Origin of the sequence: Rhizobium sophoriradicis, from assembly GCF_003939025.1 — a bacterium.
GTDB lineage: Bacteria > Pseudomonadota > Alphaproteobacteria > Rhizobiales > Rhizobiaceae > Rhizobium > Rhizobium sophoriradicis.
The window spans coordinates 123,636-144,017 of sequence record NZ_RQIH01000009.1 but is presented as its reverse complement, the minus strand read 5'-3'; the positions used below and the strand labels follow the sequence as shown (position 1 = coordinate 144,017).

General features: G+C 62.3%; 13 protein-coding genes. 3 read left to right on the top strand and 10 right to left on the bottom strand.

The genetic code is table 11. The features are described 5' to 3' along the window. Positions 1 to 63: 63 nt before the first annotated feature. Positions 64 to 3,387, bottom strand: coding sequence for a DUF1217 domain-containing protein (locus EFR00_RS16805; RefSeq protein ID WP_077991024.1), 3,324 nt, complete (start codon positions 3,385 to 3,387; stop codon positions 64 to 66). 300 nt (positions 3,388 to 3,687) lie between these two features. On the opposite strand from EFR00_RS16805, the gene EFR00_RS16800 reads away from it, so the two are divergent. Then, a complete protein-coding gene (locus EFR00_RS16800; protein ID WP_038687219.1) occupies positions 3,688 to 4,254 on the top strand; it encodes a DUF6101 family protein in 567 nt (188 codons plus the stop codon). An 81-nt stretch (positions 4,255 to 4,335) separates the two neighbouring features. Here EFR00_RS16800 and ubiA read toward each other — a convergent pair whose 3' ends face one another. The 5 genes from ubiA to EFR00_RS16775 form a co-directional block, all read right to left on the bottom strand. Continuing rightward, positions 4,336 to 5,295: a 4-hydroxybenzoate octaprenyltransferase gene (ubiA, locus tag EFR00_RS16795; protein WP_077991026.1), complete on the bottom strand. Its 960-nt coding sequence runs from the start codon at positions 5,293 to 5,295 to the stop codon at positions 4,336 to 4,338. Between the two features lie 158 nt (positions 5,296 to 5,453). Then, positions 5,454 to 6,266, bottom strand: coding sequence for a MipA/OmpV family protein (locus EFR00_RS16790; protein WP_077991029.1), 813 nt, complete (start codon positions 6,264 to 6,266; stop codon positions 5,454 to 5,456). Positions 6,267 to 6,618: 352 nt separating this feature from the next. Then, positions 6,619 to 7,200, bottom strand: coding sequence for a histidine phosphatase family protein (locus EFR00_RS16785; RefSeq protein ID WP_077991128.1), 582 nt, complete (start codon positions 7,198 to 7,200; stop codon positions 6,619 to 6,621). A gap of 35 nt (positions 7,201 to 7,235) precedes the next feature. Continuing rightward, positions 7,236 to 8,495, bottom strand: a complete 1,260-nt coding sequence (locus tag EFR00_RS16780; protein ID WP_077991032.1) for a cyclopropane fatty acid synthase — start codon at positions 8,493 to 8,495, stop codon at positions 7,236 to 7,238. A 133-nt stretch (positions 8,496 to 8,628) separates the two neighbouring features. After that, entirely contained in the window at positions 8,629 to 10,935 is a 2,307-nt protein-coding gene (locus EFR00_RS16775) for a Tex family protein (RefSeq protein WP_077991034.1), read from the bottom strand. Positions 10,936 to 11,358: 423 nt separating this feature from the next. Here EFR00_RS16775 and glyS point away from each other — a divergent pair, with 423 nt between their 5' ends. Together glyS and EFR00_RS16760 are read left to right on the top strand one after the other, a co-directional pair. Further along, entirely contained in the window at positions 11,359 to 13,473 is a 2,115-nt protein-coding gene (gene glyS, locus EFR00_RS16770; RefSeq protein ID WP_077991035.1) for a glycine--tRNA ligase subunit beta, read from the top strand. A gap of 264 nt (positions 13,474 to 13,737) precedes the next feature. Continuing rightward, on the top strand, positions 13,738 to 14,226 hold the full coding sequence (locus EFR00_RS16760) for a 2-thiouracil desulfurase family protein (RefSeq protein WP_038687209.1): 489 nt from the start codon (positions 13,738 to 13,740) through the stop codon (positions 14,224 to 14,226). Between the two features lie 82 nt (positions 14,227 to 14,308). On the opposite strand, the gene EFR00_RS16755 is transcribed toward EFR00_RS16760, so the two are convergent. From EFR00_RS16755 to EFR00_RS16740, 4 genes are all read right to left on the bottom strand, one after another. Next, positions 14,309 to 16,132 carry a methyl-accepting chemotaxis protein gene (locus tag EFR00_RS16755; protein WP_077991036.1) on the bottom strand — a complete coding sequence of 608 codons (1,824 nt, stop codon included), beginning with the start codon at positions 16,130 to 16,132 and terminating at the stop codon, positions 14,309 to 14,311. A 360-nt stretch (positions 16,133 to 16,492) separates the two neighbouring features. After that, a complete protein-coding gene (locus EFR00_RS16750; protein ID WP_077991037.1) occupies positions 16,493 to 16,957 on the bottom strand; it encodes a plant virulence effector HPE1-like domain-containing protein in 465 nt (154 codons plus the stop codon). Positions 16,958 to 17,062: 105 nt separating this feature from the next. Next, positions 17,063 to 18,334 (bottom strand): phosphoribosylamine--glycine ligase, encoded by a 1,272-nt coding sequence (purD, locus tag EFR00_RS16745; protein WP_077991039.1) that lies wholly within the window; start codon positions 18,332 to 18,334, stop codon positions 17,063 to 17,065. A gap of 66 nt (positions 18,335 to 18,400) precedes the next feature. Continuing rightward, a complete protein-coding gene (locus EFR00_RS16740; protein ID WP_077991041.1) occupies positions 18,401 to 20,347 on the bottom strand; it encodes a DUF2207 domain-containing protein in 1,947 nt (648 codons plus the stop codon). Positions 20,348 to 20,382 lie beyond the last annotated feature (35 nt).

Here is a 20,382-nt window from a genome sequence, read left to right as displayed (position 1 = left end):
ATCAATAACGAGCGTCGGGAACCCGCAACGCGATTTACTGAAATCACCTTTAGACGACCGCTATCAACCGCCGCCGGTCAGGATCTGCAGCGCCGGCGATTGCTGGGCGCTGTTCTGAACATCGTACATCGCGGTGAAGCGGCGCAGCAGCTTGTCGACCTTCTTCGGATCCTGGAGATCCTCGAGCTTGACGAAGCGGTTGATCAGATCGGCCTGCTTGGTGACGTCCATGCTCGATATCTGAGCCGGCAGGCTGTAGGCCGTCGTGATCACCTGATAGAGCGCCTTGTCGCCGAGGATTGAATAGATCGAAGTGATGCTCGGGGCCTTGCGGCTGAAATAGAGCGCCAGGCGCACACCGTCGTTGGTTTCGCCTTGCTGGGCTTCCAGCGTCTGCCTGACATAGAGCTCCTGGGTGTTCTCCTCGGCCGCCTTGTTCTGGATCGTGCCGATCTTGGCGCGGGTCAGATTGCCGTCCTTGTCGAAGTTGAAGGCGGCGACGATGTCCTGGAAGCGCGCATCGGCTTTGCTGTTCAGGTAGCTCTTCTTGTCGTCGGGGTCGGAGGTGAAGATCTTCTTCAGCGTCGCCTTGTCGTAATCCTTCGGGTCGAGGTTGTTCGCCTTCAGCACCAGATCGGTCAGGCGGCTGTCGTCGAGGAAATCGTCGAGCGACTTCACCTTGGCCATGCCCTTGGCAAAATAATCGACTTCGGCGGTCGCGTCCTTCGACGCCTTGTCCTTTACCGGGCCGGCCTTCAGCAGCATGGTCATATGCGCCTTGTAGTCGGTGGCGTATTTGGCCAGGGTCGCGTCGGGAAGCGCCTGGAAGGGTGACGCCGCCTTGCCGTCCGGTCCAAAATTGAAGGCGCGGGCGAGATTGGTGATGCGTTCGTCCTTCAGTGAGGCGATATAGCCATCCGGGTCATAAGCATCGCTCGTCAGAATCTTGCGCATCATCGAGCGCGGCACGTCCTGGTCGGTCAGGCCGAAGGCCTGCAGCGCCACATGATAGGGGTCCGGCAGATTGTCGTTGCTCTTCTTGAAATCGGCCGCGGCATTGGTGCGCAGGAAGTCGTTGACGCTCTTGATCTCGGCAGTATCGAGCAGGCTCGTGCTGTCGGCCATCATGCTCGAGTAGTTGTCGGCGACCTCCTCGATCGCCTCGTCGCGCTCGTCGTCATAGCGCGCCATATAGTTGTCATTGGTGGTCTGCGCCTGATCGGCCGTCTGCACCGAGCTGACGGCCGGCAGCGATCCATCGGCGGCGAAATTGAAATCGGCGTTGAGGTCGGCATGGCCGGCGGCTGCGGCAGCCGTCGCATCGGTCAGGATGCTCTTCAGGTCGGCGTCCGAGATGTTGAACGGCAGATTGTAGGTGCTCTTCAGGAAATTGGTGATGGCGGGATCGGCGATGAGCTCGTCGACATTGGCGATCGTCGCCATCCGGGAAGAATAATCGTCGGTGCGCGCTCCGGCGGCAATTTTCGTGTTGGTGATCTGGCTGGACGTCTGCGCAGCCAAGCCATCCTCGAGCGATCCGTCGGCCTTGAAGTTGAAGGCGGCGGCAACGTCGGCATAGGTGCCGGTGCCGCTCTGATCGGTCAGGATGTTGCGAAGATCGACGTCCGTGACGGTAGACGGGATGCCGTAGGCATTGCGCACGAAGTTGTTGAGCTTCTGGTCCGCCAGCAACTGATCGACGTTCGAGATTCCGGCGATGGTCGACTGGTAATAGACGGCCGCATTGTCGGCCTTGCTTGTCGTGTTGGCGCTTTGGGTGGCGGTCTGCGAGGCATAAAGGGTGGCGACAGACCCGTCCGTCTTGAAATTGAAGAGATCGTGAACGTCGCTATAGCCCTGGGCGCTGGCCGCCGCCGGATCGACGAGGAAAGTCCTCAGCGTCGCATCGGAAACACTGTCGGCGATCTGCATGCTTGTTCTGAGATAGCTGACCGCAACGGGATCGGACATGAGGTCGTCGACATTGGTGACATTGTCGATCATGGCGTTGAAGTGGGCGGCATTCGCCGCCGACTTGTCGGTCGTCGATTTCCGCTGCGTCTCTGTCTGGATCACCGAACCGTTGATCGAGCCATCCGCCTGGAAGTTGAAATCGGCATTGATATCGGCATGGCCCTGCGCGGCGGCATAGGCCGGGTCGGTCAGGATGTTCTTCAGATCGGCATTGCTGAAATCGGTGCCGAGACCATAGGCATCCTTGATGTAGCGCGCCATGTTTGCGTCGGCGAGCAGGTCGTCGACATTGGTGATGCCGCTCGATTGCGAGGTCACCTTATAGTAGTTGGCGGTCTGCGACGCCGCCGACGACAGCTTGTTCGCCTGCTCGATCGTCCGCACACGTGCCGTGTTCGAGGTCGAACCATCCGCCTTGAAGTTGAAGGCGTTGTAGACGTTGGTAAAGCCCATCAGCTGGGCATATCCGGGATCGGTCAGGACCGTGCGCAGTGCCGCAGCGGTGAAATCGGCGCCCATGCTGTAGGCGGTCTTGATGTACGAGGTCAGGCGGCTGTCGGCGACCAGATCGTCGACATTGGTGATCGTGCCGATCTTGGCGGTATAATAGGCCTTGTTGTATTCGGCCGCCGTCTTGCTGACATAGACAACGTCCGAACCGACCGAATTGTCGATGATGACGGACTGGGAATTCAGTGTGTAGGTCTCGATGACGGAGGCCTTCTGCGCCGCGGTCTGGGCGGTGCCGGTGACGGTGCCGTCGGCATTGAAGCTGAACTGGGCGGCAAGCGCCTTGTACTTGTCGCCGCCTTGCGTATTGACGACGCTTGCGGGGTCGCTGAGATCGCTCGTCAGCACCTGGCGCAGAAAATCCTTCGACGCATAGGTCGGATCGATTTTGAAGGTCTTCAGCACATAGGTGCGCAGCCTTGTGTTGTTGACCAGATCGTCGACGGTCTGCACGCTGTCGATATTGTTGCTGTAATAGGTGCTCTCGGCGGCCGACGCCTTGTCGGCATCAACAAAGGACTGCTTGTAGAGGCCGATGAGCTCGTCCTCCTGGGCGTCCGTCTGCACGTCCTTCTCGGGTGCGTTGAAATTGAAGGCGGCGGCGAATTCGCGGTAGCGCGCATCGGAGAGCTTGTTGGCGTAGCTGTTGGGATCGGTCAGATCGCTCTCCAACACCTTCTTCATGAACGCCTTGGCGTAAGTCATATCCTCGAGACCATAGGCCTTCATCGCATAGCTGTAGAGCTTGTAATCGCCGAGAAAGTCGTCGACCGAGGTGACCTTGTTGATATGGTCGGCGTAGTACTGCGCATCCTTCTTGACCGTCGCCTGCGACGCGACCTTGTTGAGGCTCGACGTCATATCCTTCGACAGGATCGAATAAGCGAGGGAAGCCGTAATCATCAAAAGCGCCCTTTTGGCAAAATCTCTAAAAGAACGACGAACTGCCGGTAAGCCCATTTTGCCACGCAAAACTTACCCGAGACTTACCTCTGGGTTGCGTCATTTCGGGACGGCACAGCGTTCACCTTCCGGAAACCCTGCCGGATTCGGTTTTGATAACCATCAGGGGAGGCAAAGTTTTCTTAACCGCAATTTTTAAGCTGTACGGAAGGGCGCCCGCCTATTGTCGGCCATAGAGGACGAAAAGTCCCGAGGAGAAGACCGCAAACCGGCTCTCAGGTAAGACAAGGGTAGAATGAAATGAACAATCCCGTTTTGAAGCCCGCTTGGGCTGGCACGACGCTGCGTCTCGATCCGTCCCGCTTCCCGCAGCAGGTCAGCTACGCCATCCATGATTGTTCGGATGACGTCAGCATCACCATAGACGAACGCGGCGCGGTCCTGCGCAAAGTCCTTCCCTCCAGCGGCCTGCCGCTCTCGATTGCCCTGCCGAAGCGTGTCTTCAAGGGTGTCGCCGCCCGCGCCATCGACCATGGCGACGGCGAGGTGACCGTCACGCTCGAACTCCACCATGCCGACCCGGAGCTCTGCATTCCGCTGCTGGTTGCCCATGATCTCAGCGATATCGCCGCCGACTGGCGCAGCTGGTCCGAGGCCTTCCGCATTCCGATGCTGATGGTCGAGGCCGACGGCGTGGCGCGGCCGCTCGAAGACCACATCGGCGCCCTGCGCACCGGCGATCTGAAGCCGCGCCGTCGCCATTCCTACTTCGCCAATCGTCGTCCGCGCTTCCTGGTGCGCCGCACCACCGGCCAGCTCGGCGTCGCCATGCGGATCGAAGGCAAGGAAATCATCGCCCGCAATTGAGCGGCATCGCGACGCTTGGTTTTCGCAAACATTAAGACCCGGCGCCCGCGCCGGGTTTTGTCGTTTCACTCGCCGTTCCATTCAGGGAATGGCGAAGAGCAGCGAGATGAACAGGCCGAAGAAGATGATCAGGCCGACGCGGTTGTTCGACTTGAAGAGCACCAGGCATTGGGCGGCATCCTCGATATCGAGCCGGACGATCTGCCAGGCGAACATGCCGGCCGCGCCGAGCAGCGCCAAGAAAGCGATGAGATTGGCGCCGGCAAGCGCGAAGGCGACAAACATCAGCACCAGCGTCAGCCCGTAAAGGCCGATCAGGCACGCCCTCGTCCTATCGCCGAACAGCCGGGCGGTGGAGCGGACGCCGATCAGCTCGTCATCCTCCTTGTCCTGATGGGCATAGATCGTGTCGTAACCGATCGTCCAGGCGACGGAGGCGGCATAAAGCAGGACGGAGGCGAAGGAAATCTCGCCCAAAATGCCGGCCCAGCCCATCAGCGCGCCCCAGGAAAAGGCAAGGCCGAGGTAGAATTGCGGCCAGTCGGTGAAACGTTTGGCGTAGGGATAAAGCGCAACGATGCCGAGCGAGAGCAGACCCAGGAAGACGGTGAACCAGTTGAACTGCAAGAGCACGAAAAGCCCGACCAGCGCCTGCAGGCCGATGAAGATTTTCGCGTGGGCGCGTGTGACGCGGCCGGAAGGCAGCGGGCGCGAACGGGTGCGCGCCACCTGCATGTCGATCTCGTGATCGACCAGATCGTTGTAGGTGCAGCCGGCGCCGCGCATGGCGACGGCGCCGATGAAATAGAGGATAAGGTGGGAGACCAGCAGGCTGCCGGAATAGAGCCCCTCGTCGATCGCCGCATTGGCGGCAAGGGTCGCCGACCAGAAACACGGCCACATCAGCAGCTGCCAGCCGATGGGGCGGTCCCAGCGGGCGAGCTGCGCATAGGGCCAGAGCCATGGCGGCAGGATCCGGTAAACCCAGTTGTCGGAAGGCGCGTCGGAAACGCGGTCGTTGAAGTCGCCAGTATCTTGCATGCCGCCATCTAGCGACCGGCCGGCGATCCGGTCAAGAAGCGATCGCCGCCTGCCACGTGCATGCTCTTTGGGATCGGACTCGATTCAGGGATTAATTTTGCGGCGATTCAAGATCCTGCAGCGCCCGCGTACCTAAAGAGACGCGCGGGCGCCGGCAATCACTGCAGCGAAAAATTGAACTTGTAGGTCGCCGAAACGCCGATCAGGAGCTGGTTCTTCGAGCCGCGCTCGCGCACCAGGCTGCTGTCGGCGGCGGGACCGGCCAGCCGCTTGTACTCAAGGAAGGAGCTTGCCGACAGGTTTTCCGTCGCCTTCCATGTCAGCGCCGCGCCGGCGCCATAGGATTGAATGCCCGAGGAGGGTTTGTAGGGATCGAGGCCGCTTGCCGCGGCGTGCTTGGCGCTGACACCGTAATAGGCGTCGTAATAGCCGCTTGTCGCAAATGTCGCGCGCGGACCGCCCGACAGCTGCAGGTCGGGTGCAATATCGGTAAAGGCATCGACGGCAAGATCGGCGACGACGCCGTCATGGGAGCGGATGCCCTGGCGGACCTCGGCGCGGGCGCGCAGGAAATCGGTCGGATAGACCTCGACGAAGCCGCCGGCCTCAGCACCCCACTTGACCTTCCTAAAGCCCTTGAGCTCATGGCCATCACCGTCATCGCGCGACGGCACGAACCTGCCGACGATGCCGGCGCGGAGGGCGCCCTTGTCGATCAGGGCGAAGGAGGGATTGTCGTTGCGCGAGGAAAAGCGCGGGCCGGCGCCCTGCCGACCGACCGAGATCAGCGGGCTGAACTTGAACTCGTTGCGCGACGCGCCTTCGAATTTCGGGGCGGAAAAGCCGGCGACGCCGACGTTCAGATACCAGTCGCCCGACCAGAAATGCTGGCCGCTTTCCTGTGCGGCCGCGGGAGCGATGGATGAAAAGGCAATAAGGAAAGAGATCGATACGACTGATCGATGAAACACGTCCGCACTCCAGAAACGCAAAACAAAGCCGCGGATGGCGGCGGTGGCTACATTTATCGTGAGGTCGTTACGCCAATGTTAACCACGGCAAGCAAAGGCTGCTATTGAAAGCTGTGCCGTGCGGCCCCCTCATCTGCCTGCCGGCATCTTCTCCCCGAGGGGAGAAGGGAATCGCGGCAACGTCTCGTTCCCCAGGACCTTAGCTAGGAGTGACGGCGGTGCCGCTCGCTCCCTCTTCTCCCCTCGGGGAGAAGGTGGCCCGAAGGGTCGGATGAGGGGGCCGCAGGCACGGCGCCAACGACGATTTGGTCATCCTGAACCGACCTCACCGCAGTCTCGCTCTGCAGCCGGTCTATCTCTGGTTCCACCGGCGAATGACCGGCTCTGTCAGATCGTGCTCAAAACCGAGCACGCTGATAGAAGCAGTATCAAGCACAAAATGCGCGCCGCCTTCGGGTGGCAGGCCGAGCCAGCGGGCGGCGAGCACGCGCAGGAAATGCGAGCTCGAGAAAATCAGGATGTTCGCACTCACTTGGCGAAGCGCCTCGACGACGGCGTCGGCGCGGGCGCCGATATCGGCGGGTGTTTCGCCATTCGGGCAGCCATCGCGAAAGAGCTGCCAGCCGGGGCGGTCGGCCAGGATTTCCTTGGTGGTGATGCCTTCATAGGCGCCGTAGTCCCATTCGGCGAGATCGTCGCGGATCACCGCGCCCGATCCGAAGCCGGCGAGCGCGCAGGTCTTGCGGGCGCGCGCGGAGGGGCTCGACCAGACGGCAGCGAAGGATAGGCCCGAGAGCCGTTCGGCAAGCTTGCCGGCGGCGGCCTCGCCCACCTCAGTCAGCGGAATGTCGCTGCGTCCGGTGTGACGCCCCGACCGGCTCCATTCGGTCTCGCCGTGGCGGACGAGGTAGATCTCGGGAAACGCACTGCTCATCCGCATGTCCTTTCATCAGGTCCGACCACTGCCGCTCAGAATGTCACCTTTTCCAGCGGCGCGCGCCGCGCCTCAAATTCCTTCAGCCTGGCTTCGTTCTCTGCGATGTAATTGCGATTGTTGGGAACGGCGAACTGGTTCTTGGCGATCTGGATCTGCAGGATGAAGAGCTCGTCCCAGCGGAAGCCCATCTCGGAACCGGCGAGATAAAATTCCCACATGCGGAAGAACTGCTCGTCGTAAAGCGCCACCGCTTCGGCCTTGCGCGCCACGAAACGCTCGCGCCAATGGCGCAGCGTATAGGCATAATGCATCGGCAGGATCTCAATATCCTTGACGAGCAGCCCGGCCTTCTCGAGCGGCGGCACGACTTCGCCGACGGACGGAATATAGCCGCCGGGGAAAATATACTTCTCGATAAAGGCATTGGTGCCGAAGCTCGGCTTCGGACGGCCAATCGAATGCAGCACCATGACGCCATTGTAATCGAGGAGATCAGAGACCTTGCGGAAGAAATTGGCGTAATTGCCGATGCCGACATGTTCGAACATGCCGACCGAGACGATGCGGTCGAACTTTTGGCCGGTCATGCTGCGATAGTCCTGCAGCTCGAAACGCACGCGGTCGGCAAGGCCGCGTTTTTCGGCGCGCGTACGGGAGACCTTGAGCTGTTCTTCGCTGAGCGTAATGCCGGTAAACTCGGCGCCCTCCGTCGCCTCGGTCAGATACATGCCCATGCCGCCCCAGCCGGAGCCGATCTCCAGAATGCGCTGGTTCGGCGCAAGCAGGAGCTTGGCGGCGATATGGCGTTTCTTGGCGAGCTGCGCCTCGTCGAGACTGATGCCCGGCGGTTCGAAATAGGCACAGGAATATTGCCAGTCCTCGTCGAGAAAAAGATCGAAGAGCTTGGCCGACAGGTCGTAGTGATGGGCGACGTTGTGCTTGTTGCGATTGACCGGCAGGCGGCTCTTCAACTGCTGCCAGGCAATGCGGCCGACGAGCAGTGCTGCCATCTTGAAATCGAAGATCTCGTTGGTGGTGTTCTGTTTCACCAGCGACAGGAAATCATAGATGTTGCCCTGTTCGAGAATGAACCGGCCCTGCATGTACATTTCGCCGAGCTTCATCGTCGGGTCGCGCCGGATGGCGTCCTCCGCCTCCTGGTCGGCAAGGCGGGCGACAACGGTCTCACCGCTGCCGTCGCCGATATCATGGGTCTCGCCATTGGCAAGGGTAAGCTTCAACGAACCCTTGCGGATGATTTGCTGCACGATCGATAGGAATGCCGACGCCATGGACGCCTCGCAGATGTGACAGGGTGGTCACATCAACTTAAGCGATCTCTTTCGCCTTACAAGCGCCGGATCTAGCACTCCGTTCAGAACGCTGCCAAATTGTTGCATTTTTGCCGAAATGCCGGCTAAACCCTTATTTTCGCTTCATCGCTTCGGCCAGTGCGGCGCCGAAGGCACCCTGGCTCTCCTGTTTCGGCGCAGCAGGCCGGCGCTCGTTCTGCGGCCGCGAGCCCTGGTTTCCGCGAGAATCACCACGCGGCGGCGCTGCGGAACCATCATCTCGTTTCATCGACAGAGCGATGCGCTTGCGCTTGGCGTCGACCTCGACGACCCGCACCTTGACGACATCGCCGGCCTTGACGACCTCATGGGGATCCTTGACGAAGCGATCAGCGAGCTGGGACACATGCACGAGACCATCCTGGTGCACGCCGATATCGACGAACGCGCCGAAGGCAGCGACATTGGTCACCGTTCCCTCAAGCACCATGCCGGGCTTGAGATCGGAAATTTCGTTGACGCCCTCGGCAAAGGTCGCGGTCTTGAAGCTCGGACGCGGGTCGCGGCCGGGCTTTTCCAATTCGGCGATGATGTCGCGAACCGTCGGCAGGCCGAATTTCTCGTCGACGAACTGGCGCGGATCGATCGCTTTCAGCACGGCGCTGTCGCCCATCAGAGCCCTGAGATCACGGCCGCAGGCGGCGACGATCTTCTTGGCGACGCCATAGGCCTCCGGATGCACCGAGGAGGCATCGAGCGGCTCCTTGCCGTTCGGGATGCGCAGGAAACCGGCGCATTGCTCGAAGGTGCGGCCGCCGAGCCGGGCAACCTTCAGCAGATCCTTTCGCGTCTCGAAACGGCCCTCACTGTCGCGGTGGCGGACGATGGCGTCGGCGATCGAGGGCCCGAGGCCGGAAACGCGGGCGAGCAGCGGCGCCGACGCGGTGTTGAGATCGACGCCGACGGCGTTCACCGCGTCTTCGACCACGGCATCGAGCGAACGCGACAGCTTCTGCTGGTCGACATCGTGCTGATACTGGCCGACGCCGATCGACTTCGGCTCGATCTTGACGAGTTCGGCCAGAGGATCCTGCAGACGCCGGGCAATCGAGACGGCGCCGCGCAGCGACACGTCGAGATCGGGAAACTCGGCCGCTGCGGTCGCCGAGGCGGAATAGACCGAGGCGCCGGCTTCCGAGACGATGACCTTGGTCGGCTTCGGCGCCGGCAGTTCGGCCAGCATGTCGGCCACCAGCTTTTCCGTTTCGCGGCTGCCGGTGCCATTGCCGATCGAGATCAGCTCGACATTGTGCTTGCGGATCAGCGAGGCGAGCTCGACCTGGGCGCCGCGCACGTCGTTCCTCGGCTGGAACGGATAGACGGTCGAGGTCGCCACCACCTTCCCAGTGCCGTCGACGACGGCAACCTTGACGCCGGTGCGGATCCCGGGATCAAGACCCATGGTCGCGCGCGAGCCGGCGGGGGCGGCGAGCAGCAGGTCCTTGAGATTGCGGGCGAAGACATGGATCGCCTCCTCTTCTGCCCGCTCGCGCAGCTCCCGCATCAGATCGAGCGACAGCGACATGGAAAGCTTGACGCGCCAGGTCCAGCTGGCGACCTCCATCAGCCAGCGGTCGCCGGGACGGGTCGCGCCGATTTCGTAGGCTGATGCAATCATGCGTTCGACCGGCTTGTTCGGCGAGGCGGTCTCGGCATCGGCTTCGATCGTCAGTGTCAGCACTTCCTCGTTCCAGCCGCGCAGCATGGCGAGCGCCCGGTGGCCGGGCGCCGTCGCCCAGCGTTCGGAATGGTCGAAATAGTCGGAAAATTTTTCGCCCGTCGCCTGCTTGCCGTCCACGACCTTGGCCTTCAGCAGCGAGGCCTGGCGCATATGGGCGCGCAGCCTGCCGAGCAGATCGGCATTTTCGGCAATGCCTTCGGCGATGATGTCGCGCGCGCCTTCGAGCGCCGTCTTCACATCGGGCACATCAGCGGTGACGAAGCCCTCGGCGAGCGCCGCCGGTTCCCGGCCACGTTCGGCAAGGATCGCTTCGGCAAGCGGGCCGAGGCCGCGTTCGCGGGCGATTTCGGCGCGGGTGCGGCGCTTCGGCTTATACGGCAGATAGAGATCCTCGAGCTCGGCCTTGGTCTCGGCGCCGGCCACTTTGGCCATCAGCTCGTCGGTCATCTTGCCCTGGCCGGTGATCGATTCGACGATCGCGGCGCGCCGGGCTTCAAGCTCGCGCAGATAGACCAGCCGCTCGGCGAGATTGCGCAGCTGCGTGTCGTCGAGCCCGCCCGTCACTTCCTTGCGGTAACGGGCGATGAAGGGCACGGTGGCGCCCTCATCGAGCAGCTCGATGGCGGCCTTGGCCTGATCCGGCCGGGCGTTGATTTCGGCCGAGATGCGGGCTGCGAGAAAACGGAGGTCAGCGGCCATGGGATTTCCTGTGTCGACGAAAGTTGCGGGACCATAGCGGCGAAAAGCGGCAAGGCAATGCCCGACTGTGGTTTCCACAGCGCAAGTTATTGGATTGGGGGATCATCGGCAGGCGTGTTGCCGTGTGGCCCCTCATCCGCCCTGCCGGGCACCTTCTCCCCGATGGGTAGAAGGGGAGGTGCGGCAGCGGCTTATGCTTGCCGCTGCCCTTTGCGATGGAGGAAAAGCGGTGCGGCATATCCCTTCTCCCCTCGGGGAGAAGATGCCGGCAGGCAGATGAGGGGGCTACACGGCAACACGCCTGAAGGGTCGCCCCTACCCTTCGCTCTCTTCCGTTTTTGCGGTTGTGCAGATGCGGCATTCTTTGATAGCAGAAGCAACGTTTTGGATCGCCCTGCCCGCGGGCGCAAGGAAAAGTGTGACATGCCAAACCTTCTTCTCGAACTCCGCTCCGAAGAGATCCCGGCCCGCATGCAGCGCAAGGCTGCCGGCGACCTGAAGAAGCTCGTCACCGATGCGCTTGTCGAAGCGGGTCTGTCCTATGAGGGCGCGCGCGAATATTGGACACCGCGGCGGCTGGCGCTCGACATTCACGGCCTGACGGCGCGCTCGGCCGACGTGCGCGAAGAGCGCAAGGGACCGCGCACCGACGCCAATGAGAAGGCGATCGAAGGTTTTCTGCGCGGCGCCGGCCTTTCCTCGGTCTCCGAGGCGCAGGTGGTCAGCGATCCGAAGAAGGGCGATTTCTACGTCGCGGTCATCTCCAAGCCCGGCCGCGCGGCGGAAGAGATCGTCGCAGAGGTGATGCCCGGCATCATCCGTGATTTTCCCTGGCCGAAGTCGATGCGCTGGGGCAAGGCCTCGTCCAAGTCCGGCGCGCTGCGCTGGGTGCGGCCGCTGCAATCGATCGTCTGCACCTTCGGCCCCGAACATGAGGAAACCACCGTCATCCCCTTCGAGATCGACGGCATCACCGCCTCCAACATCACCTACGGCCACCGCTTCCATGCGCCCGAGGCGATCACCGTCCGGCGCTTCGACGATTATGCGGCGAGCCTGGAAAAGGCCAAGGTCATCCTCGATGCCGAGCGGCGCAAGGACATCATCCTGCACGACGCACGCGATATCGCTTTTGCCAACAGGCTGGAGCTGGTGGAGGATGAAGGCTTGCTGGAGGAAGTCTCCGGCCTCGTCGAATGGCCGCAGGTGCTGATGGGCTCCTTCGAAGAGGATTACCTCTCCATCCCCTCGGAAATCATCCGGCTGACGATCAAGACCAATCAGAAGTGCTTCGTCACGCGCAAGCAGGGCGAGGAGACGCTGTCGAACCGGTTCATCCTCGTCTCCAACATCCAAGCGCATGACGGCGGCAAGGAAATCGTCCACGGCAACGGCAAGGTGGTGCGGGCCCGGCTTTCGGACGCGCTGCATTTCTGGAAGCGCGACCAGGGCAACCTGCCGGATCTCGAAACGCTCGCAGCTTCGGCGGCAAAGTTCGGCCTCGACCTGAAGAAGCCGCTCGACCAGCGCATGGCCAAGCTCGACGCTCTCGACGTGACCTTCCATGCCAAGCTCGGCACGCAGGGCGCGCGTGTCGCCCGCATCCGGGCGCTGGCCAAGGAATTGGCTGCCGTCACCGGCGCCGATGCGGCGCTCACCGATCGCGCCGCCGTGCTCGCCAAGGCCGATCTGCGCACCGAAGCCGTCGGCGAATTCCCCGAACTGCAGGGCCTGATGGGCCGCAAATATGCGGTGCTGCAGGGCGAAAACGCCTCGGTTGCTACGGCCATCGAGGATCACTACAAGCCCCAAGGCCCGTCCGACCGGGTGCCGGAAGACAAGGCGGCGATCACGCTGGCGCTTGCCGACAAGCTCGACACGCTGACCGGCTTCTGGGCGATCGACGAAAAGCCGACCGGCTCCAAGGACCCGTTTGCGCTGCGGCGGGCAGCCCTCGGCGTCGTCAGGATCCTGCTGGAGCGAAGGGTTCGCCTGCCGCTGCTGGCGACGACAAGGGATGGCGACCTGCTCTCCTTCTTCCACGACCGCCTCAAGGTCTATCTGCGCGATCAGGGCGCCCGCCACGATCTCATCGACGCCGTGCTGACGCCCGATGCCGACGACCTCTTGATGGTGGCGCGCCGCGTCGAAGCGCTGACGGCCTTCATCACCTCGGAAGACGGCAAGAACCTGCTTGCCGGCACCAAGCGCGCGACGCAACTGCTCGCCGCCGAGGAAAAGAAGGGCACGGTCATTGCCGACGGCGTATCGCCGGCACTCCTGAAGCTCGACGCCGAGAAGGAACTGTTCGCCGCCATATCAGCTGCCTCGAAGGATGCGGCGGATGCCGTGGCCGGGGAAGATTTCCGCTCGGCGATGGAAGCTCTGTCCAAGCTGCGCGGCCCGGTCGACCGCTTCTTCGAAGAGGTGCTGGTCAACGACGAGGACGCCGCCATCCGCGCCAACCGCCTCGCTTTGCTCCGGCTGATCCGAGAAGCGACGGGAACGGTTGCGGATTTCTCGAAGATTTCGGGGTGATATTCGGCTTCTTCCAGTGTCGATGCAGTGCGGTCTCGCAAAATATCTGCCCCTCACCCTAACCCTCTCCCCGCCCGCGGGGAGAGGGGACGTGCCCTACGGAAGGTGAACGAGGAACAGAAAGGTAGCCGCTAGTCCCTTCTCCCCGCAGGCGGGGAGAAGGTGCCGGCAGGCGGATGAGGGGCGGATACGGTTCGCTACCTATTGAACAACCCGCCCACCCCGACACTGGCATTATCTCCGCCGTGGCGTTATCAAACAGGCATGCAAAATAGGATTCTCGTCAGCGCCTGCCTTATGGGCCACGCCGTCCGCTATGACGGGCGGGCGAAGCCGTTGGTGCATCCCGCGATCGAGCGCTGGCGCGCCGAGGGGCGGCTGGTGACGATCTGTCCGGAAATGTCGGCGGGCATGCCGGTGCCGCGGCCGCCGGCGGAGATCGCCGGCGCGGCAACGGGCGAAGAGGTGCTGGCCGGCACAGCTCGGGTCGTCGAGCTGACCGGCGGCGATGTGACGGCAGAGTTTCTGCAGGCGGCGGAAAATGCCGTGGCGCTCGCACGGCAAACCGGCTGCCGCTATGCCCTGCTCATCGACGGCAGCCCGTCCTGTGGCTCGGACTTCATCTATGACGGCAGTTTTTCCGGCCGTAAGCAGGCCGGCAATGGCGTGACGGCCGCCGCGCTGAAGGCGGCCGGTATCGAGGTGTTTTCCGATCGCGAAATAGAGCGACTGGTCGAGCTCGTTTCCGAGTGATCTTCCAAAAAGGCACGGCCGCCGGAAACCCGACGGCCGCTGAGGCTTTGCTGATGAAAAAACCCGGTCGCCCGCGCGCCGTTCAGGCGGCGCGGCGGCCCTGATGCATTGTCGGGGCAGCGCTTTGGTCATTGACCCGGAAGCCGCGAATCAGGTCGATCAGTTCGTCGGTGTCGCTGGCGAGTGTCTCGGCCGAGGCGGTGGTCTCTTCGGCCATGGCGGCATTCTGCTGGGTGGCGGCGTCGAGCTGGTTCATCGACGAGGAGATCGAGCGCAGCGTCGTGTCCTGTTCGGAGGCGCTGTGGGCGATCTTGGCCACAATCTCGTTGGCCGCCTTGACCTGGTCGGAGATGCGTTTCAGCGCCGCGCCTGCCTCGCCGACCAGCCGGACGCCATGGTCGACCTGGCTGGAGGAGCGGGCGATCTGGTCCTTGATCTCCTTTGCCGCGGCGGCCGAGCGCTGGGCGAGCTCGCGCACTTCCTGGGCTACGACCGCAAACCCCTTGCCGCTTTCACCGGCACGAGCGGCCTCGACGCCGGCATTCAGCGCCAGCAGGTTGGTCTGGAAGGCGATCTCGTCGATGACGCCAATAATCTTGGTGATCTCCGACGATGATTTCTCGATCCCGCTCATCGCCTCGATCGCCTGGCCGACGATCGCATCGCTATGGGTGGCCTCGGTGCTGACGGCGTGGACGCGCTTGCTTGCCTCATGAGCGCCATCGGCCGTCTGGCGGACGGCGACGGTGAGCTCGTCGAGGGCGGCAGACGTCTCTTCCAGGCTGGCGGCCTGGCGCTCGGTGCGCTGCGAGAGCTCGTTGGAGGCGCGGCGGATCTCTTCCTTGCTCGTGCCGATATCGGTGCCCTTGGCGCTGACCTTGGCCATGGCGGCTTCGAGATGCGACAGCGCATCGTTGAAATTGTCGCGAAGGGCGGCGTATTTCTGGCCAAGTTCGGCGCAGCGGACGGTGAGATCGCCGCGGGCGATCAGCTCCAGAGCCTGGCCGATCGTCGTCACCACGCGGGCCTGGAGGGCCGCCTCGTCCTGCTGCTGGCGAAGGTTGTTTTCGCGCTCGTTTTCGAGCGCCAGCTGCTGGGCCGCCTCGCGATCCGACATCTGATGGCGCTCCCTGATCTTTTCCTGCAGCGACAACGTCGCCTTGGCCATCATCCCGACTTCATTGTTCATGGCGGTGTGCGGAATGGCGATGGAAACGTCCTCCTCGGCTACTGCCTTCAGGGCAGCATGGACGTTGTTGAGGGGGCCGGAAATGCCGCGGATGACGATGTAGGCGGCCGTCATGGCAAGAAAGAACAGAACGATACTGCCGGTCAATGCGGTCAGGATCGTGCTGTTTACCTGAGCATCGAGATCATCCATGTAGACGCCGGTGACGACGACGACCTTCCAGGGTTCGAAGGCCTGTCCATAGGCCGTCTTGCGGAAATCACCGGCGGGCTGGCCCGGTTTGCTGGTGGAATAAAATTCGACGAGACCGCCGCCTTGCTGCCCGAGCTTCACCAACTCTTCGCGATAGAGCTTGCCCTTGCTGTCCGGCTGGCCCTTCAGGTTCTGCCCGACTTTCGCGGCGTCGTAGTGGAACATCATCTTGACGTCGTAGCTATAACCGAAAAAATAGCCGTCTGGGTCGTATTTCATGCCGTTGACGGTGGTGTAGGCCTGCTTCTGGGCGTCTTCCAGAGTCATCTCGCCTGCCGTCACCTTGGCCTGGTAGAGCTTGAGAATGGAGATCGCCGACTGAACCTCGGCGCGGAGCATGTCGTAACGCTCCTTGTATATCGCACCGACCGAGGAGCGGATCTGCAGGGACGTGGCGACCGCGAAGGCGATCATCAGTCCGGCGACCAGCACTATGAGCTGTTTGGATATTTTCAGATTTTTCATGACGCCTCGCAACGGGAATGGTGGGATTCATTCCGGTGCGGTCTTCTACCGCCTGTGCGAGCGCGCCAAACAAGACGACGCGTCTACCGCTGCTAAAAACAACATGCTGCGACCGGGTAAGTAACCATTAATGCTCACCCCATAAGAAATCTTTAATTTAGCTGTTCTCGATAGGGTTTTCCCTAAAAATCCAGGGGTAAAATTGCATTCGATTTTACCTGCCGTCAAAACATGAATGCACCCTCGCTGCTCATCGAGGGTGCATTCGATCCACCGGTGGTGGAACCCCAAACGATCGAAACCTTGATCAGGCGGGGCAGGGAACTTTGTCTTCAAGCCGGACGCAAAACGGGAATTGTTTCAGAAACGCAGCTTGAAATCGGAAACGTTGAGGGTCGCCGGTTGTTCCGCCATGCCGGCGGCAACAGGCTTGTCGTCGCCGCCGATGACGGCCGCAGTCGTCGCATTCATATCGACGCCTTCGGCAGGCGGAGCCGGCGGCGCGGCGGCCATCATCGCTTCCGGGGTCGCCTTGCTGACGAAGACCACGGGCGAGCCGCCCATCCAGCTTTCGGTGCGATAGATCTTCTTTTCGCCGCCGACATCGCGAATCTCGGTCGCCTGCACGGCGCCGGGCTTAAGCTCCGGCACCGTATAATCCTTTTTGGCAACCTCGACCTGCAGCGGCGGGCAGTCGGCGCAGCTTTCGGTGACGATGCTGCCCTCGGCAGCGCGCGGCGCAGCCTGGCCGATCACCTCGATCGAGGAGGCCATTGCCGAACCCGCCATCAGCAGGATTGCCGCACCGAGGAAAATCTGACGCATGAAGGCTGCTCCGTCTCACTATGACAGCGGTATAACGCAGCTTTGTTTCCATCCCGTCAGGGGAAAGGGTAAAAATTTAACGAAGGCGCCGGTTTATACGTGATATCAGGCCTTTTCACGCTCGATCGCCCGCCAGCCGATGTCGCGCCGGCAGAAGCCGTTATCCCAGCGGACCTTGTCGAGCAGGGCGTAGGCGCGTGTGCTTGCTTCGGCGACCGTGCCGCCCGTCGCGGTGACGTTCAGCACGCGGCCGCCGGTTGCCACCAGTACACCGTCCTTCAGGCCCGTGCCGGCATGAAACACTTTCTCGCCGTCCGCTGCCTCGGGCAGCGCCAGGATCGGCGTGTTCTTCTCGTAAGCGCCGGGATAGCCCTTCGAGGCCATGACCACGGTCAGGGCCGGATCGTTGCTCCATTCGGCGCTGACCTGATCAAGCGTGCCGTTGGCGGTGGCGAGCAGCAGCGGCAGCAGATCGCTCTTCAGCCGCATCATCAGCACCTGGCATTCCGGATCACCGAAACGGACATTGTATTCGATGAGCTCCGGTCCCTTGTCGGTGATCATCAATCCGGCAAAGAACACGCCGGAGAAGGGATGACCACTCTCGGCCATGCCGCGCATCGTCGGCTCGATGATCTCCTTCATGGTGCGCTCGACCATTTCGGTGGTCATCACGGGTGCCGGCGAATAGGCGCCCATGCCGCCGGTATTGATGCCGGTATCGCCCTCGCCCACCCGCTTGTGATCCTGGGCGGTTGCAAGCGGCAGAGCGTTCTTGCCGTCGCAGAGGCAGAAGAAGCTTGCCTCCTCGCCATCGAGATAGGCTTCGACGACGACTTCGGCGCCCGCGGCACCAAAAGCGCCCTCGAAACAGTCGTCGACGGCAGCAAACGCCTCGTCCAGGGTCATCGCAACAGTCACACCCTTGCCGGCGGCCAGACCGTCTGCCTTGACGACGATCGGCGCGCCCTGAGCGCGGATATAGGCTTTGGCCTTCGGCGCATTGTTGAAGCGCTGATAGGCTCCGGTGGGGATGCCGTAGCGGGCGCAAATATCCTTGGTGAAGCCCTTGGAGCCTTCGAGCTGGGCGGCGGCGGCGGAGGGACCGAAGACCGCCAGTCCATCGGCGCGCAGCCGGTCGGCGAGGCCGGCAACGAGCGGCGCTTCTGGCCCGACGACGACGAAATCGATCGCCTTCTCCCTGCAGAAGGCAGCCACAGCTTCATGATCCTCGACATCGACCGGCACGAGGACAGCGTGTTCGCCGATGCCGGGATTGCCGGGGGCGGCGTAGAACTCGCTCATCAACGGCGATTGCGCCAGCTTCCAGGCGAGCGCGTGCTCGCGTCCGCCCGATCCGATCAACAGAACCTTCATGCGCGACCCCTTTCCTGTTCCGTCAGGCGGTTAAGGGCCAAGGGCGGAAAGGTCAAGCGAGAAAGCTTACCAGCCGCCGCCACCCCCGCCTCCGCCACCGCCGCCGGAGAAGCCGCCGCCGGAGAAGCCGCCACTGGAAAAACCGGAGGATGAACTCGACGGCGGCGAGGGTATCGTCGAAGCAATGGTCGAGGCCATCGACGAGGAGAAGCCGCCGACGTGGTCGGAGAAGCTGCCGCTGTCGAAATCGCCGGAGTACCAGGAGGGATCATAGGCCGCGGCCGCGCCGGCGGCAGCGGCCGCAAGCCAGGTCTCAAAAGTGCGCGACCACGGTTTTTCGACGCCCAAAGCCACGGCGTAGGGCAGCAGCGTCTCGAAATGCTGCGGCGACATTTCAGGCGCGCCCGCCATGTTCATGCGGTCCTTCTCGGCAAGCGTCAGATATTGCCGCAGGCCGTCAATGCCGTCCATCATCCTGGCGCCGAGCGGGGTCGGCGCGCCCATAATGAAGAAATAGAGGATGTTGAGCAGCACGATGCCGCCGATCGCAAAGAGCATCGGAGTCTCGTGCAACTCCACGAGCGACGAGGCAAAGGAGAGTACGCTGAGCAGAAGGATGCTGACCCCGGCGAAAACAATAATTGATGTCACCACGAGTGCGACGATCCTGCCGAACAGCGACCTGCCGCGATAAAGCAGCCGGGTGAACCTGGCGACGAAGACGGCAATGAAGGCCGAGATGGCGACCGGAATGAGCATCAGCACGACCGTATCGGGCTCCAGCGACCCGACAATGAACGGCGCCGCCAGGAAGACGGCACTGAGCGCGATGCCGCCGATAGTGTAGCCGATGTTGGAATTGTAATATTTGCCGCGGTGTTCCTTCTCGATCGCCGAGCGGAAGGCTTGACCCACCGATTTCACATGCTCGCCATTGGCTTTGTCGATCGTCAGCGTCCTGCCTGCGGCGCCGGCGGCTTTCAGGAGTTCGGTTTCGCCGGCCTGCAATTTTTGCCTGTCGAGCGGTCTGCCGGTGCCGCGTATGGTGATCGAGTTCTTGAGATCTTCGAGCTTGACGTAACCGCGGACAGCCAGATCGAGGGCGGTTGCGGCAAGCGCGGTCCAGCCCCCACCGGAAAAGCCCTTATTGTTGATATAGTTGACCAAGGCCGGCGAGATGCCCTCCGGCGCATCCCAGCGCGGCACGACGACACCGCGGGCGGGATCGCGGCCGACCTTCAGCCATGATCTCGCATAATAGCCGAAAACCAGGATCAGGCCGCCGAAGCCGATGAAATAATCGCGGTTATCCTTCAGCCACCATGTGCTCTCCATATCCTTGGTCGGCGGATCGATCGACCCTTTCGGCATGCGGATCGCGAAAGTCAGGCCGTCACTGGGGTGGAGCGTTGCGGTGGTGGAAAAGACAATGCCGGCTGCGGTTTGGCTGACGCGGGCATTCTTTTCCGTCGCGCCCTTCGGGCCGGTGAAAAAAGTCGTCCCGGTGGCGCCGACACCAGGCGGCAGCTTTACCGTCGCGGTGACCGAGCGGATCGGGAAGAGCCAGCCATTGCCGGTGACATTCCAGTAGAGTTCGTCATGATCGTCGAAATAACGGATCTGGCGATTGGTCGTGTAGGTGAAGACGTAGCGATGAAGGCCCGGGCTCACGGTCAACTCGGCCATGCCCGTATAGATGCGGATGCCACCTGTTATCTTTTCCGTGTGCCAGGGCTCATCCTTACCGTCACGCTTAACCGAGACGACATCGAAGTCGACGCTGCGGCGACGGCCGCCGGCGTCGGTGAAATACAGCGGGAAGTCACGGAAGATGCCGTGCCTGATCCGATAGCCCTCGGCATTGACGGTGACAGTTTCCGTCACCGTCATCGCACCGCTTTTTTCGAGCGCAATGTCGGAAACGAAACTGTCGATCAGCTCCGTGGCAAAGGCCGCCGGGCCGGCCACCAACAAGATGAGCGCCAAGCAAAAACCGACAAACCGACGCCCCATCCCTGTCTCCCCGCCAGCAGCCTCGACTGCTCTTT

Coding starts and splice junctions, on each gene's coding strand:
- EFR00_RS16805 (WP_077991024.1), bottom strand. CDS start 3,387: ATGATTACGGCTTCCCTCGCTTATTCGATCCTGTCGAAGGATATGACG.
- EFR00_RS16800 (WP_038687219.1), top strand. CDS start 3,688: ATGAACAATCCCGTTTTGAAGCCCGCTTGGGCTGGCACGACGCTGCGT.
- ubiA (WP_077991026.1), bottom strand. CDS start 5,295: ATGCAAGATACTGGCGACTTCAACGACCGCGTTTCCGACGCGCCTTCC.
- EFR00_RS16785 (WP_077991128.1), bottom strand. CDS start 7,200: ATGAGCAGTGCGTTTCCCGAGATCTACCTCGTCCGCCACGGCGAGACC.
- EFR00_RS16780 (WP_077991032.1), bottom strand. CDS start 8,495: ATGGCGTCGGCATTCCTATCGATCGTGCAGCAAATCATCCGCAAGGGT.
- EFR00_RS16775 (WP_077991034.1), bottom strand. CDS start 10,935: ATGGCCGCTGACCTCCGTTTTCTCGCAGCCCGCATCTCGGCCGAAATC.
- glyS (WP_077991035.1), top strand. CDS start 11,359: ATGCCAAACCTTCTTCTCGAACTCCGCTCCGAAGAGATCCCGGCCCGC.
- EFR00_RS16760 (WP_038687209.1), top strand. CDS start 13,738: ATGCAAAATAGGATTCTCGTCAGCGCCTGCCTTATGGGCCACGCCGTC.
- EFR00_RS16755 (WP_077991036.1), bottom strand. CDS start 16,132: ATGAAAAATCTGAAAATATCCAAACAGCTCATAGTGCTGGTCGCCGGA.
- EFR00_RS16750 (WP_077991037.1), bottom strand. CDS start 16,957: ATGCGTCAGATTTTCCTCGGTGCGGCAATCCTGCTGATGGCGGGTTCG.
- purD (WP_077991039.1), bottom strand. CDS start 18,334: ATGAAGGTTCTGTTGATCGGATCGGGCGGACGCGAGCACGCGCTCGCC.
- EFR00_RS16740 (WP_077991041.1), bottom strand. CDS start 20,347: ATGGGGCGTCGGTTTGTCGGTTTTTGCTTGGCGCTCATCTTGTTGGTG.